The organism is Yersinia sp. 1652 StPb PI, from assembly GCF_041538345.1.
In the GTDB taxonomy this organism is placed as follows: Bacteria; Pseudomonadota; Gammaproteobacteria; order Enterobacterales; family Enterobacteriaceae; genus Yersinia; species Yersinia enterocolitica_E.
Map to the genome: position 1 here is coordinate 696,915 of NZ_JAULSM010000002.1, position 15,111 is coordinate 712,025.

Here is a 15,111-nt window from a genome sequence, read left to right on the forward strand (position 1 = left end):
AAATAAGCACGTTCTTAAAAAGAACTAAGGATTTTATATATTACTCTGCGGGATATATGATTTTTAAATCTATGAGGATAAAGTTCCCATATTCTTCGGGTATTATTACCTCAAAGAATATGGGAATAGCGTCTTACTTACAACACACCTTGGGCCAGCATTGCGTCTGCCACTTTAACAAAGGCCGCAATATTCGCGCCGTGTACATAGTGGGTTTGCTTGCCTTCGCCACCGTATTCAACACAAGATTGATGAATATCGAGCATGATGTGATGCAAACGGACATCAACTTTCTCTGCCTTCCAGCTCAGGCGGGCCGCGTTCTGCGCCATTTCCAGACCTGATGTGGCAACACCACCGGCATTGGCGGCTTTACCCGGTGCAAACAGCACCCCTGCATCAAGGAAAGCATCAGTTGCCTGAATAGTCGTAGGCATATTAGCGCCTTCGGCAACGGCTTTAACCCCGTTGGCAATCAGTTGACGTGCCGCTGGCAGGTCCAGTTCGTTCTGCGTCGCACATGGCAGCGCGATATCAACCGGTACACTCCATGGCTGCTGATCGGCTAAATAGACCAGATTACGTTCACGGGCATAATCTTCAATACGACCATAACGATTGTTCTTAATCTCAGCCAGATGAGCCAGTTTTTCTGGGGTAAAGCCTGTTTCATCAACCACCGTACCACCTGAGTCAGAAGCGGTAATCACTTTGGCACCCAGCGCCATGGCTTTTTCAATAGTGTATTGTGCGACGTTTCCGGCACCGGAAACCGAGACTTTTCGACCTTCAAAACCTAAGCCGTGACGTTTTAACATGGCGTCGGTGAAATAGACCAAGCCATAACCGGTGGCTTCCGGGCGAATCAGACTACCGCCGAAGGAGAGACCTTTGCCGGTGAAGACACAAGCGGTGTTATTCGACAGTTTTTTCATCATGCCAGACATAAACGCCACTTCACGGCCACCAACACCAATATCACCCGCCGGAACATCGGTATCCGGGCCGAGATGACGATACAGTTCCATCATCAGTGCCTGGCAAAAACGCATCACTTCAGCCTGACTTTTTCCTTTAGGATTAAAATCAGAACCGCCTTTGCCGCCCCCCATAGGCAGGGTTGTCAGGGCATTTTTAAAGGTCTGTTCAAAACCAAGGAACTTCAGAATCGATAAGTTTACTGATGGGTGGAAACGCATCCCGCCCTTATAAGGACCAATCGCCGAGTTAAACTGAACACGCCAGGCGCGGTTAACCTGAACTTTACCTTGGTCATCAGTCCAGGCAACGCGGAATTGAATAACACGTTCTGGCTCGACTAAGCGCTCCAGTAGGCTTTGTTCACGGTAATGTGGGTTTTGCTCCAGAAAGGGCCAAAGTGACGTGAAGACTTCACGTACTGCTTGGAGATATTCTGGTTGGTTGGCATCACGTTGTTGTAAAGATTCTAAAAACGACTCCAGAGAGGTTAAACCATTCATCACTAATAATTCCTTGTACCAATTAAGACTCTCCCTACACCTTTTTGCGAACTATTATTATTATCCAAATAGTGAGGAGACGATGTTGTGCATCTTCGACTATATCACTGGTTTATATTCATACAGCAAGGGATTTTGACAAAAACTTAGCAGGGTTATCAATGAGTGGCTATCGGGGCTTGGCGGGGGTTGTTGATTAAAAACGCCCGCAAAAGGCGGGCGTTAAAGCTAAACAGGATGACTCTCGCGAAACTTATTCGTCTTCGGCGTCGTCATCGCGCAGTGGCACGATAAGCATATCGACATGTACGGTATTGATCAGTTGGCGTGCTGAAGACATCAATTTGCTCCAGAAATCCTGATGATGGCCGCATAATACCAAGTCCATATCATATTTCTTAATGGCATCAACCAGTACCTGGCCCAAATCGCCGCTACCGCTGAGGGTTTGCTCAATTGGGTAGCCCGCATTTTGCGAAAGCTCAGTTAATGCATTATGGGTTTCTTCAGAGATACGTTTTTGCATATCGCCAAGATTAACGTCGATCAGACCGGTATAGAGGTCTGAGTAGTTAACATCAACATGGATCAGGGAAACTTTGGCATTGTACGGTCTGGCCATGGAGACCGCCTTTTCCACCAATACCTTACTTTCTGGAGATAGGTCAACCGCAATCAGAATGTGTTTGTAAGCCATAAGTAAACTCCTTCCATAATGTTAATTAATGGGTAAGCAAACATTCAACCTGTTGAACGGGTGCTAACACGGTATCTGCATACTATCATTATGACCCCTAACTGAAGTGTTTCACGGATCACAACGCACTGTTTTGATGATGATCACTAAAGCATTCGTATGTCATTTTGCACCAAATTGCACCAATAAGTGATGAGATTCGCCGGTTAATTGCCTTGGCGCACGGTGAGAATACTTGAATTTAAAGCAGATCATTATCTTAAGTATAGCGCTGATAAATCATCATGATTAACGGAATTTCATATTTGTGATGCAAATATAATTTACAAAAAACAGCGGCCAAATTTATCTAATTCAGTTAAGAAAGATTAATATTTAAGCTGAATTTGTATGGATTCTGAGCATTTATCAGTGACAGATATTCGATATAAGTTAATGCTAATCGATACTTAACAAATGCCTAAATAGGCTTAATTTAGAGATTATCAGGCTATTTTCCATTTCATTTCCTACACTGATAAAGGGAGTCCTACACGTTCGGATACTGTGTCGAACGAACAACGTATCGAGCATAGTCAGAAAGCGGACGATAGGGGGTGTTTTTTGAGGCCCTGGGGGTGTTTGTATCGGCTAGAGTGAGCGATGGCACAGAGGTTCAGGTGATTGACCCAATGTGTGAGATATCGCTGGGAGGATAATTATGATCAGTACCGTCGCGCTTTTTTGGGCTTTATGTGTGGTATGTGTGATTAATATGGCACGTTATTATTCATCTCTGCGTGCTTTGTTAGTGGTATTACGTGGCTGCGACCCGTTGCTGTATCAATATGTTGATGGTGGTGGCTTTTTTACCTCCCACGGTCAGCCGAGCAAACAAATTAGATTAGTGGGTTACATCTTCGCCCAACGTTATCTTGATCACCACGATCCTGAGTTTATTCGCCGCTGTGAGAGGCTACGTGGGCAATTTATACTGACCAGTGCATTATGTGGATTGGTAGTGGTCAGTCTGGTGGGTTTAATGTTGTGGTATTAGTATGAATTATTGGCAGAGAAGCATTTAAAAAGGCGACCTGATAAGGCCGCCTTTTTTATTTACCATAACCGTTCAATATGCTTACTGCCCGGTCTTATCACCGTGCCAGGTTGAGGCGCACTATGATAGTAATACGTTTCGCTGGGTTTAAATGAATCTTAGAGCCACCCAGTACAACCCACCGGAAAGAAGGATAGATATTGGTAAGGTTAATACCCACGCCAACATAATGTTCTTCACCGTTTTACTCTGAACACCACCGCCATCAACCAACATGGTCCCGGCAACTGCTGAAGAGAGTACTTGCGTTGTCGATACTGGCATACCGGTATAACTCGCAATACCGATGGAAACCGCCGCAGTCATCTGGGCAGAAACCCCTTGCGCGTAAGTCATGCCTTTCTTACCAATTTTCTCACCGATGGTGACTGCCACACGTTTCCAGCCAATCATGGTACCCAAAGAGAGGGCCAGAGCGACGGCAACGATGATCCAGGTCGGTGCATATTCCACAGTTTCCAACAAATCTGTACGCAGATTATTGAGGAAACGGCGGTCTTCAGCACTGGTTTCAGGCAGCTTGGCAACAGTCCCTGCGGTTTCGGCAACACACATCAGCAAGCGACGCATATGGCTGCGTTGATCAACCGTCAGGTCGTCATAGCTTTGCAGATTAGCCAGCAACGTTTGAGCATGATCAATGGCAATCATGGCGCGTGAGCTATCACAATGGAACTGTGCCGGTGTATTCGGCAATGTTTCTGGTGCAGGAACCAGCGGTTTCAGCGCGACAGCATGAGGTAACACCTCAACATGTTGCTGATAATATTGTTGCAGATGGGTCACTGCATCGCGGGTGCGGGCAATATCATAACCGGTTGCATTCATATTCACGACGAACCCAGCCGGAGCCACGCCGATTAATACCAGCATGATCAAGCCAATCCCTTTCTGACCATCGTTAGCGCCATGAGAGAAACTCACACCGATAGCCGATAGAATCAGCGCAGTACGGGTCCAGAAGGGCGGTTTACGTTTACCGTCTTTCTTTTCACGTTCAGCAGGTGTCAGGTGAATACGTTGCTGTTTCTTGGACCCGTTCCAGTAACGACGTAGCAGGAACACCATCAAACCGGCAATAACCAGACCCACAATCGGGGATAAGATTAATGACAGGAAGATTTGAATCATCTTAGGAACGTTCAGTGCATCTACAACAGATGTACTGGTCATTAATGCATTGGTTAAACCAATACCGATGATTGCACCAATTAGCGTATGAGAGCTGGAAGCCGGGATACCGAAATACCAAGTGCCCAAATTCCAGATAATCGCCGCCAGTAGCATAGAGAAGACCATAGCCAACCCATGCGCCGAACTGACGTTTAACAGCAGATCAGTAGGCAATAAGTGAACGATAGCATAAGCCACGCTCAAACCGCCCAGCATCACGCCGAGGAAGTTAAACACCCCTGCCATCACAACAGCAACCTGTGAACGCATGGCACGGGTATAGATTACGGTCGCGACCGCATTGGCTGTATCATGAAAACCATTGATGGCTTCGTAAAACAGCACGAACAACAAAGCAAGAACTAACATTAGGCCGGTATGGAAATCCAGGCCAGCGAAAAGATGTAGCATAAGCGTTACGCCAGTTTGTGGACATGAACGCGGCGCATTATCAGTGACAATGGGGGGTGGGGAAAAGGAAAATATGACCTTTTTTTGACATGACCGCAGACGAATTCGTCTTATTGAACAACATATGCATGTTATATCAGCAAGTTACTTAGTTTTACCGTATGAGATATTTTCTTACTATGGCGATATTCCTGCGAGCGACTTACAATCTCCCGCCGCCAATTTGTCGGTTGAATGCGCTAAATAATATAATAATCAGCCAAAAGCGGGCAATTTTGCAGCGATGATGATTTTACTCAGTGAGGCCCAGTGTGGAACAGTTTGATGTGGTAGTGATAGGTGCAGGTGCTGCGGGGCTATTTTGTGCCGCTCAGGCCGGACAAGCCGGATGTCGGGTGTTGTTGGTCGATAACGGCAAAAAGGCTGGGCGCAAGATACTGATGTCTGGTGGTGGCCGCTGTAATTTTACCAATCTCTTTGCAGAGCCTGCCGCGTATCTGTCACAGAATCCTCACTTCTGTAAATCTGCCTTGGCACGTTATACCCAATGGGATTTCATCGATCTGATGAATCGCTATGGCATTGCCTGGCATGAGAAAGCGCTAGGGCAGTTGTTCTGCGATGACTCTGCCCAGCAGGTGGTTGAACTATTACTGAAAGAGTGTGAGCTGGGGCAAGTCACGATTCGGTTGCGTAGCGATGTTTTGTCGATTGAAAAAAGCGACACCGGGTTCGTATTACAAATTAATGATTTGGAAGTGAGCACTAACTCACTTGTCGTCGCCTCTGGCGGACTCTCTATGCCCGGACTTGGTGCTTCACCGTTCGGCTATAAGCTGGCAGAACAGTTTGGCTTGAAAGTCCTCCCTACCCGTGCGGCGTTAGTCCCGTTCACCTTGCACAAACCGCTGCTGGAGCACCTGCAAACATTATCTGGGGTTTCCGTGCCTGCGGTGGTCACCGCCGAAAATGGCGTTAGCTTCCGTGAGAGTATTTTGTTTACTCACCGTGGGCTTTCTGGTCCAGCAATTTTACAACTTTCAAGTTATTGGCAGGCTGGTGAGTATGTGAGCATTAACTTACTTCCTGATACTGATTTAGACGATTTTCTAAACAGTGAGCGAAAAAACCACCCTAATCAGACACTAAAAAATACTCTGGCTCAACGGTTACCTAAGCGGCTGGTGGAGTGCCTTCAGACCTTGGAGCAACTGCCAGACGTTACCCTGAAGCAATTAAACGCGCCGCAGCAGGCCGCGTTAGTCGCCAATCTTCAACAATGGCGAGTGCAGCCTAATGGCACCGAAGGTTACCGTACTGCTGAGGTCACTCTTGGTGGTGTTGACACCCAAGAGCTCTCCTCTAAGACAATGGAGGCCCATAAAGTGCCTGGAATGTACTTTATTGGCGAGGTTGTTGATGTCACTGGCTGGTTGGGTGGCTATAACTTCCAATGGGCCTGGAGCTCTGCCTGGGCCTGTGCGCAGGCATTGGCGGTTATGCGGAAACAATAAAGTCTGTTCAGTGACGCTAAAATTCGAATAGACTCGCTTTTAATGACATTAAAATTTGTTTCTTAGCTTTATATCAATAAGTTGGATTTATTTTCCACCATGCTAATTTGACGTGGCTAGAACGCTGATTGCAGTATTAAAGACAATATTAATTGTTTGTAGTTAGGGTTTATGGTTAGGAAGTTGGTGTAATAAGGATCACTTCAAGTGATCCTTAACTGATTGGCATTACGCCCAATGGGGGTGTTTTTTATTGTTTCCCCCCTATATTCCCGAACAAAACTCGGAAAGGTCTACCCCGGCACAGATTAACGCCTAAATCCTCCCTCGGCCGAATCTTTTAAAAGACAATAAAACATTTAGAAAGTACCTTGATTAAGGTACTCATTATTCTGCGTTATCTATCATGAGTATCATTAATAACATCATGATAAGAATCGTTATTCACTTCTGGAGAGATTTATGAAGGCGCTTTTACTGAAACAGTTACCACGGTGTAAAGCATTACTGGCTCTGATGGTTGTTGGAGCCTGCGCTCTGCCTCTTGGCTTCCCGACGATCAGTATGGCTGCCGCACCCACGCAGCAACAGACGCAGGTTCCCGGCTACTATCGTATGGCATTAGGTGATTTTGAAGTCACAGCCATCTATGACGGTTATGTAAAGCTGGGTACCAATCTGCTGAAGGATATCAATGAGAAAGATATTCAGACGCTGCTGTCCAGCATGTTTCTTGATAGCACCAACGGGGTACAGACTGCGGTAAATGCCTTCTTGATCAATACCGGTACCAACCTAGTCTTAGTTGATGCCGGCACCGCACAATGTTTCGGGCCGACACTGGGTGCTGTGGTCGATAATATTCGTGCTGCGGGTTATCAGCCTGAGCAAATTGATACTGTATTGCTGACCCATCTACATCCCGATCATGCCTGTGGTATTAACAATCAGGGTAAAGCCGCATTCCCTAATGCTACGGTGTATGTGTCAAAAGGGGATGCCGATTTCTGGCTGAATAAAGACGTCGCCAGTAAAGCTACGCCAGAACTGCGCCCAATGTTTGAAAAATCAATGGAATCGGTTGCCCCTTATGCGGCAAACAATAAATTAAAAATTTACACTGCTGGTGACACCTTATTACCAGGCGTCAAAGTGGTGCCAACGCCGGGCCATACCCCGGGGCACACTTCATATCTTTTCACCTCAAAAGGCGACAACTTGCTGGTGTGGGGCGATATTGTACACAGTCATTCCATCCAATTTGCGCGCCCGAATGTCTCTTTAGAATTTGATACGGATAGCAAACAGGCTGTGGCCACGCGCAAAGCTATCTTTGCCACCGCCGCTAAAGACAAGCTGTGGGTGGCGGGCGCTCATCTTCCGTTCCCTGGTTTGGGCCATGTCCGGGCAAATAAAGTTGGCTACACTTGGGTGCCGATAGAATACAGCCCGATGATTGAGAAGAAATAAGGTAATAACACTAAACTGACCATAGTGAAAGCTATGGTCAGTCCTATTTTATCCGATCTATCATTGAGTTAGCGCGGTATGACTATCAACGCAATGCCTGAAGAATATTATAGGCAGCTTGCACACGAACAGGATTAGGGTAATTCTTGTTAGCTAACATCACTATGCCAATATTTTCCTCTGGGATGAAGACAATATAGGCTCCAAAGCCATTGGTAGCACCGGTCTTATGCACCCAGGATGCCCGTGTTGCTGGGTGTGCTGGCAGCAATTCCTCAACTTTACGCGGTTTCAACGCGATATCATTGCCACTGTCGGCGATGACCTCCTGTGGGTTGATAGGCCAGTTATACATTTCCCATCCCAACCCCTGGAACATCTCCCCCGCCTGGAAATAGCGAGACTGAGCCGCGATGATGGCTTTCTTTAACTTATCGTTTTCGGCAGGTAGGCTGTCTGGGTCCATATTGGCCTGCATATATCTCACCATATCTTTCGTGGTGGTTTTCACCCCATAAGCTTCCTCACCCAGCATGCCCAATGTAACGCGTACTGGCTGACCATCCTTATATCCCCATGCATAGCTTGACTGCATCGATTCAGGGACGGTGATAAAAGTATGTGTCAGTTTTAAGGGCTGGAATACATACTTTTTCATGTAGTTTTCGAAGGTTAATTGGCTTTTTTTCACCGCCAACGCCCCGAATAAACCAATACTGGCATTGGAGTAATTGCGCATCACTCCAGGTGCCCATTGTGGCTGCCATTGCTGATAATATTGCCATAATGATTTTTGGTCTGTAACCGAATCGGGCAGTTGAAGAGGTAGCCCCCCCGCAGTGTAGGTTGCCAGATGCAGCATTTTCACATCTTGCCACTGACTACCCGTTAGTTCAGGAGCGTATTCCGTCACTGGATCATTAAGGTTCATAATGCCGGTTTGCATGGCATATTCCCCGGCTATTCCGGTAAAGGTCTTACTTACTGAACCGAGTTCAAACAGCGTATTCTCAGTGACTGGGATATCTGCTTTTATATCCGCTACGCCATAGTTAAAAAACTGTGGCTTTCCGTCATAAAATACAGCGACGGCCATGCCGGGAATATTCTGTTGTTCGATCAACGGCTTAAGGGTGTTATTGACGATAGTCGCAACCTGTTGCTCCGTAAGTATGGTTTGTGCTGAGGTATAAAATGGCGAAGTTGCGATAGCGGTAAAGACCAAGGTATTGATTACAGACTTTTTCAACATTAGAAAATCTTCCTTAGATTGATAAACAACAAGCAGTGTGTCTCCTTCTGCGTCGCTGATTTTGCGATGATTGACTATGGATAACAATCGATTATATTTAGTGTTTGATAATAGAAAATCTAACAGATAATCCTATGGTACGCAGTTATATTCCCCTAAATTCACTTCGCGCCTTCGAAGCCGCAGCCAGACAGTTAAGTTTTACTAAGGCTGCTATCGAATTAAACGTTACCCATGCAGCAATAAGCCAGCAGGTCAAAGCGCTGGAACAACGCCTCAATTGCCGTCTGTTTATTCGTATTTCACGCGGATTAGTGTTAACAACCGAAGGTGAGAATCTCCTACCGATCCTTAATGATTCCTTTGATCGTATCGCTGACACGCTAGACCGTTTTTCCGCTGGGGTAATGCGTGAGAAAGTCAGAGTAGGTGTGGTTGGGACCTTTGCAACCGGCTATCTCCTGCCGCGCCTGAGGGATTTTCAACAACGTTATCCACATGTGGATGTTTCACTTTCAACGCATAACAACCGTGTTGATGTGGTGGCTGAAGGGCTGGATTATGCTATTCGCTATGGCAATGGTGCCTGGCATGATACTGAGTCGCAATTTTTATGCGATGCGCCACTTGCTCCTCTGTGTGCTCCCTCGTTAGCGGGATGTTTACACCATCCTGATGACCTGCAAAAATTTACGCTGCTTCGTTCCTATCGTCGCGATGAGTGGTCGGCATGGTTTAGTGCGGCTGGAGGATGTGTCCCTTCACCTTCGCAGCAAATAATAGTGTTCGATTCGTCGGTGAGCATGCTGGAAGCGGCGCAGGCAGAGATAGGCATTGCGCTGGCTCCACCGTCCATGTTTACGCATCTGTTACTCAGAGAACGCATTATCCAGCCCTTTAGCACCACGATTAGCCTGGGCGGGTACTGGTTAACCCGGCTACAATCGCGCACAGAAACTGCCGCGATGCGGGATTTTTCTCTGTGGTTATTATCTGAGATGAAATCTGAGTGAGTGGAATACTAAATTTGCTGATGCCATCGATTATATCGATAGGAGCAATGTGTTGGAGAAGGATCTCTTTTTATATTCTCTTATGCCAATTGTCATGGAATAAGTTAGATCCTGTCGGGTTGGTACAATCTTGTGCCCTGACCAGGAATTAAAATACCGTTTTCAACAACAAAAACGGGAAATGATCCAATGTCTGATATTTTTAAAGCGGCCTTTATTTTTGTCGCCCCCGATGCTGCGTCTGACATACATAATAGCTGGGTAAAAACACCTCAAGTTCAGGTTAAGATAATTGCTGTAAGTAATTATCAGCAGGCGGGGGATTTACTTAACGTGCTGTATGATGAAGGTATTAGAGCCGTCGAGTTATGTGCTGGATTCGGTCATCAAGGTGTGGCGCATATGGTCGCAATGGCAAAAGGACGAATGGAAGTCGGCGTGGTTCGCTTTGATACCCATCCCGGTTTGGGGAATGTGAGTGGTGATAGCCTGTTTATGTAAAACGTTATCTGTATGAGGCCATTGATTTAAATGCAAAAACGTAGCTATCCCAGTTTGGTACTTACTCATTGGGTCGCCCACTACTGGTGCTGGAAAATATCATTCGATAAGGTATACCCAGAGGGTGTATCTGCCAGTCGTATATTACCTGATTTGTTTCCGGGAACAGGAAGCGAACTTCTGTTCAATCTGGGTGAACCGCTGAATTTCTCAACTATCCCTCTGGCGACTGAACGGGCTGGCAATCAACTTACGGTACCTAAAGGGGGCGCTGTATTACTGCGCCCGCGCAAAGCACGACTAAGAATTATCGCGACAGGGGCGGTCGATGTAGTATCAATACGACTTCGCTCTGCGGCAAGCTTCCCTCTGCTCCGTGTTCCATTGGATGAGTTAGATGATGTACCGATATTTTTAACCGATCTTGGACTGACATTTCCTATATCGGCATTAGTGGATATTCTCTACGAGGCCCGTATTGAATTGGTTGAACGGTGGCTCACGACATTGCTCAATCAACGTGTTATTACCGACCCAGCAATCGTATGGGCTGTTGACAGACTATATTATGGCGAGGAACTTTTGGATGTACGCCGGCAGTTAGAGCTAAGTGAGCGTACACTACAAAGGCGATTTCGCCAGTTTACCGGGGTTGATGCGCGCTATTTTTGCCGTACAGCAAAGTTCCAGCGAACATTACGTCAACTCCTCACGACTGGGAATGGATTAAATAACGTCTTGTCGCACGATTATTTTGACCAATCCCATTTTATTAAGACCTGTCGATTATTCACAGGATCTACGCCAACTGCGTTATTGACGCCGCAATACCGGCAGTTAAACCACTATATTTCCCCAGAATTGGGTCAATAATAAGAAATTGTGCTTCACAATAGTGAGAGTGATAAACCGACATTACTTGGTGGTACTTTTGCGTTGCTGCGCTGGGGGTTGCGTGCCAGCCAGACTCGGCATGGCGTGGCGCATAATATCTAAAAATGCCCGTAATCTTGCTGGGTAAAAACTGGCATGGGGATAAACCAGATAGATGGGCAAAGGTAATCCGTGCCAATTGGGAGTTAGATGTACTAACCGCCCTTGTGCAAGATCTTCGCTTACCACCCACGTTGAGGCGATTCCTACCCCGACCCCCGCGAGTGCGGCATTACGTAAGGCATACAGACTGTCGGTACTCAATTGTGGCTGGATAGAAAAACGATGTATGTCACCACTCGTCTGATGATTTAGGACGACTTCATTACGGTAAAATGAGCTTAACGCCAGCCAGCGTAAATCCTGCAATTGGTCAGGATGTAGCGGTAGCGGCTTATCATTGAGCAATTCAGGCGCGGCGACGACAATACGCGGCACCTCGGCCAGCAGAATCGCAATCACCGAAGGATCGGTGACGGCTCCAACTTGAATGGCGCAATCAATACCTTCCACGATGAAATCCGGGCGGCGATCATTTAGTATCCATTCCACGGACATTTTCGGATAACGGCCTAAATAGTCTTTAAGCGGTTTGATTAATTGATCTTGCCCGAACGCGTGCGGCACTAAAACTCGCAGTACTCCTCTGGGCTCGTCCGTGGCCCCGCGCAGGTCATCCTCCATCCTATGCCAGTTTTCAACCAGTGCTTTAGCATGGGAATAGCAGCGTTCGCCATCGTCGGTGAGCTTCATAACATGCGTAGTGCGCTGCAATAATTTCAGGCCAAGCAGGCGTTCCAGTGTCTGTAACCGCCGGCTAATCGTCGGCTGGCTTGTACCCAGACGTACTGCTGCTGCCGATAAACTACCAGCCTCAACGATGCGGATAAATGTCTGCATTAACTCTATACGATCAATGCTAGTCAAACCGGGTTCTATCATACGTTAAGCGTATAACAGTTTTACTCTTAAGGCGACTACCAACACATGTCTACTCAGGCAAAAATACTGACTCAATATCATTATAGGTAGCCGCCATGTCAGCCATTCAAACCATACCAAGTACTTTAGATAGTCCTGAGAAAACCCTTTCCGGCCGGACAGTTCTTATGTTGGCAACCGGCGCTGGGCTTAGCGTTGCCTCAATTTATTATAGTCAGCCATTATTGGGTGTTATGGGTACCGACCTGCATGCCAGTGTAGGTACGGTTGGTATGGTGCCGACACTGACACAGATTGGTTATGCTTTAGGTATCTTGTTGCTCGCCCCGCTAGGTGATCGCCACGATCGTCGGATTGTTATTTTATTGAAAGGTCTTTTGCTTACCGCAGCGTTGCTGTGCAGTGGTTTTATCTCTGGTATCAATGGGTTGTTAGTCACCAGCTTGGTGGTCGGGATTGCCGCAACCATGGCGCAGGACATTGTTCCTGCATCAGCGACATTGGCTTCAGCAGCACAACGGGGTAAGACCGTCGGAACTGTAATGACGGGCTTATTGCTAGGGATTCTATTGTCGCGGGTGCTGAGTGGTTTTGTCGCCGAATATTTTAGTTGGCGGGTGCTGTATATCGGTGCGGCGCTGTCAGTTATTTTTATAACGCTGGTGATATGGCGCGGTTTACCTCGGGTTCCCGCAGCTTCAACACTGAGTTATCCAGCACTACTTAGGTCGATGATTCACTTGTGGCTTCAGTTTAAAACCTTGCGCCGTGCGGCGCTATCACAAGGGTTGTTATCGGTCGGATTCAGTGCTTTTTGGTCAACACTAGCAGTGATGTTACAAGATACTTATCATCTTGGTAGTGCTGTTGCCGGTGCGTTTGGCCTTGCCGGTGCCGCAGGTGCTTTGGCGGCTCCTCTGGCTGGAGCATTGGCGGATCGCCGTGGGCCACATAGGGTTACTTTGATTGGTGCAAGTGTGGCAACCCTCTCATTTGCAGCGTTATTTCTTCTGCCGCTATTGCCACTTCAATACCAGATTGGGCTTATGGTCATCAGCGCGATTGGTTTTGATTTCGGCGTTCAGGCGACACTGATAGCACACCAAACCATTATTTACAGCCTGGAACCTGCAGCTCGCAGCCGGCTCAATGCCTTGTTATTTACCGGTGTGTTTGTTGGGATGGCGGTTGGTTCAGCTTTAGGCAGCCTGATGTTGGAAAAAATGGGATGGACTGCTGTAGTTAGTCTGATTACCCTCGCGGGTGCAGCTAGCCTGGTCGTACGCTGGAGCAATCATAGCGCCAGATAGCCGTGATTCTGCTCATAATGAGCAGAGAAGATAGTGATTTTGCCAATATAGTTAGCATGTCGGGATGTCTAAGAAAACAGGCACCCCGAGCCGATATCTTGAGTTCCGTTTTAAAATGTTAAGCCCAATAGTCAGTTATCAGCCCCAGTATCAGTAGGGCTGATTAGCTTTGTAAATAAGCCATGCTCTGGCGAATTTCTCTTTCTATATCAGCTTCAGACCAAATATTTAGTTGTGACGAAAACGGTTCAAAAGCATAGATTCCCTGGTAACCCAGACGTTCAAGATTTGCGACTTGTTGCTTACTGTTCAACTTATCTTGCTTGCTGAGCATAATGCGGTCTTCATCAGTCAGTGTGGATTTCAACCTGTTCTCTTCGACGCCGGAAAGGTGTACTAAGCCAATTATATTAACGTCAATATGTGCATCAAACTCGGCCTGAGCGATATCACTCAGATAGTAATGGAAAGTATCCAACACCATTTGGTAGGGGGCGGCCGATGTGCGGATCAGTGATTGTGTTACCAGATGAGAACGCAATGAACTGATTCCAAAGCCTAAAGGCTCAACTAATCCAGTGACTTGATATTTCTTAAACAGGGGGGCAAGTAGCCGCAGTGCATCCAGGGTGTCATGCTCTTTTTGCTCGGCTGAACGTCTGTCACTGGCACTACAGTTCGGGCACAGAATGACTCCGTGACAGTTGATATCCCGTGCCAATTTGAGCATGTTTTCCGCTTCTTGTAGTAGCTCGCCTCGCTGCTCTGGCAGATTAAAATATTGCAATGCATTGATAGTAACAATCTCAATTTGATGTTCATCAGCCAGTGCATTGAGTTGGGCCGTACTTAGCTCGTCAGTCACTTTTCCACCGGGCATATCATTGCGTAGCTCAACCTTATTTAAGCCACATTTCTTAACCAGACGGAAAAAATTCTCAATACTGAGATTCGGGGCGATTTTGCGATTAATACAGAAACGATCTTGCGCGATGGACATGGTGCTCTGCTCCTGCTGTGGTAAATGCCATACATAGCTCAGAATAAGAACATTTATTTCATTTAAATTAAATAACGAAACATTAATTTTTAGATGTGGTTCAAAAATTAAGCTAAAAAAGCGATTCAGCTTGCATTAACAACCAATGAAATCGAGTTATTGCCGTTGTTTTTTTAACCTTAACAATTTGTTTATCGCAAAAGAACGAGATTTTTTAGCCTTTTTGGCGCGTTGCGTGGGCTATCTGGCTTTTTTGATGGCGGTGTTAAAGCCTTACAGGAACTTGCGATACATCGCACAAAACAAAATTTCTAAAAG

At 46.6% G+C, this 15,111-nt stretch carries 13 protein-coding genes; 7 read left to right on the plus strand and 6 right to left on the minus strand.

Annotated elements, in window-relative coordinates; genetic code table 11:
- Window positions 1-137: 137 nt before the first annotated feature.
- Both gdhA and uspA read right to left on the minus strand, forming a co-directional pair.
- Complete coding sequence (gdhA, locus tag Q2T71_RS19680) at window positions 138-1,481, minus strand: NADP-specific glutamate dehydrogenase (RefSeq protein WP_372560277.1); 1,344 nt, start codon at window positions 1,479-1,481, stop codon at window positions 138-140.
- A 253-nt stretch (window positions 1,482-1,734) separates the two neighbouring features.
- On the minus strand, window positions 1,735-2,178 hold the full coding sequence (gene uspA / locus Q2T71_RS19685) for a universal stress protein UspA (RefSeq protein ID WP_083161333.1): 444 nt from the start codon (window positions 2,176-2,178) through the stop codon (window positions 1,735-1,737).
- Between the two features lie 700 nt (window positions 2,179-2,878).
- Between uspA and uspB the strand changes: the two genes are divergently transcribed.
- Entirely contained in the window at window positions 2,879-3,214 is a 336-nt protein-coding gene (gene uspB / locus Q2T71_RS19690) for a universal stress protein UspB (RefSeq protein ID WP_005187112.1), read from the plus strand.
- A gap of 147 nt (window positions 3,215-3,361) precedes the next feature.
- Here the strand turns inward: uspB and pitA are convergent, their stop codons facing one another.
- The gene (gene pitA / locus Q2T71_RS19695; RefSeq protein WP_083161331.1) at window positions 3,362-4,858 is read right to left on the minus strand and encodes an inorganic phosphate transporter PitA; all 1,497 of its coding nucleotides are present in this window, start codon (window positions 4,856-4,858) and stop codon (window positions 3,362-3,364) included.
- Window positions 4,859-5,169: 311 nt separating this feature from the next.
- On the opposite strand from pitA, the gene Q2T71_RS19700 reads away from it, so the two are divergent.
- Together Q2T71_RS19700 and Q2T71_RS19705 are read left to right on the plus strand one after the other, a co-directional pair.
- Window positions 5,170-6,372 (plus strand): NAD(P)/FAD-dependent oxidoreductase, encoded by a 1,203-nt coding sequence (locus Q2T71_RS19700; protein ID WP_372560278.1) that lies wholly within the window; start codon window positions 5,170-5,172, stop codon window positions 6,370-6,372.
- Between the two features lie 462 nt (window positions 6,373-6,834).
- Window positions 6,835-7,842, plus strand: a complete 1,008-nt coding sequence (locus Q2T71_RS19705; protein WP_372560279.1) for an MBL fold metallo-hydrolase — start codon at window positions 6,835-6,837, stop codon at window positions 7,840-7,842.
- Between the two features lie 85 nt (window positions 7,843-7,927).
- Here the strand turns inward: Q2T71_RS19705 and ampC are convergent, their stop codons facing one another.
- Entirely contained in the window at window positions 7,928-9,094 is a 1,167-nt protein-coding gene (ampC, locus tag Q2T71_RS19710; protein WP_372560280.1) for a class C beta-lactamase, read from the minus strand.
- A gap of 134 nt (window positions 9,095-9,228) precedes the next feature.
- Here ampC and ampR point away from each other — a divergent pair, with 134 nt between their 5' ends.
- From ampR to Q2T71_RS19725, 3 genes are all read left to right on the plus strand, one after another.
- Entirely contained in the window at window positions 9,229-10,107 is an 879-nt protein-coding gene (gene ampR / locus Q2T71_RS19715) for a LysR family transcriptional regulator AmpR (protein ID WP_372560281.1), read from the plus strand.
- Between the two features lie 189 nt (window positions 10,108-10,296).
- On the plus strand, window positions 10,297-10,608 hold the full coding sequence (locus Q2T71_RS19720) for a DUF6506 family protein (RefSeq protein ID WP_372560282.1): 312 nt from the start codon (window positions 10,297-10,299) through the stop codon (window positions 10,606-10,608).
- 30 nt (window positions 10,609-10,638) lie between these two features.
- A complete protein-coding gene (locus Q2T71_RS19725; protein ID WP_372560283.1) occupies window positions 10,639-11,481 on the plus strand; it encodes a helix-turn-helix domain-containing protein in 843 nt (280 codons plus the stop codon).
- A gap of 42 nt (window positions 11,482-11,523) precedes the next feature.
- On the opposite strand, the gene Q2T71_RS19730 is transcribed toward Q2T71_RS19725, so the two are convergent.
- Entirely contained in the window at window positions 11,524-12,483 is a 960-nt protein-coding gene (locus Q2T71_RS19730) for a LysR family transcriptional regulator (RefSeq protein WP_372560284.1), read from the minus strand.
- 95 nt (window positions 12,484-12,578) lie between these two features.
- Here Q2T71_RS19730 and Q2T71_RS19735 point away from each other — a divergent pair, with 95 nt between their 5' ends.
- Window positions 12,579-13,793, plus strand: coding sequence for an MFS transporter (locus tag Q2T71_RS19735; RefSeq protein WP_372560285.1), 1,215 nt, complete (start codon window positions 12,579-12,581; stop codon window positions 13,791-13,793).
- Between the two features lie 163 nt (window positions 13,794-13,956).
- On the opposite strand, the gene Q2T71_RS19740 is transcribed toward Q2T71_RS19735, so the two are convergent.
- Window positions 13,957-14,793, minus strand: a complete 837-nt coding sequence (locus Q2T71_RS19740) for a TIM barrel protein (protein ID WP_372560286.1) — start codon at window positions 14,791-14,793, stop codon at window positions 13,957-13,959.
- Between the last annotated feature and the right edge of the window lie 318 nt (window positions 14,794-15,111).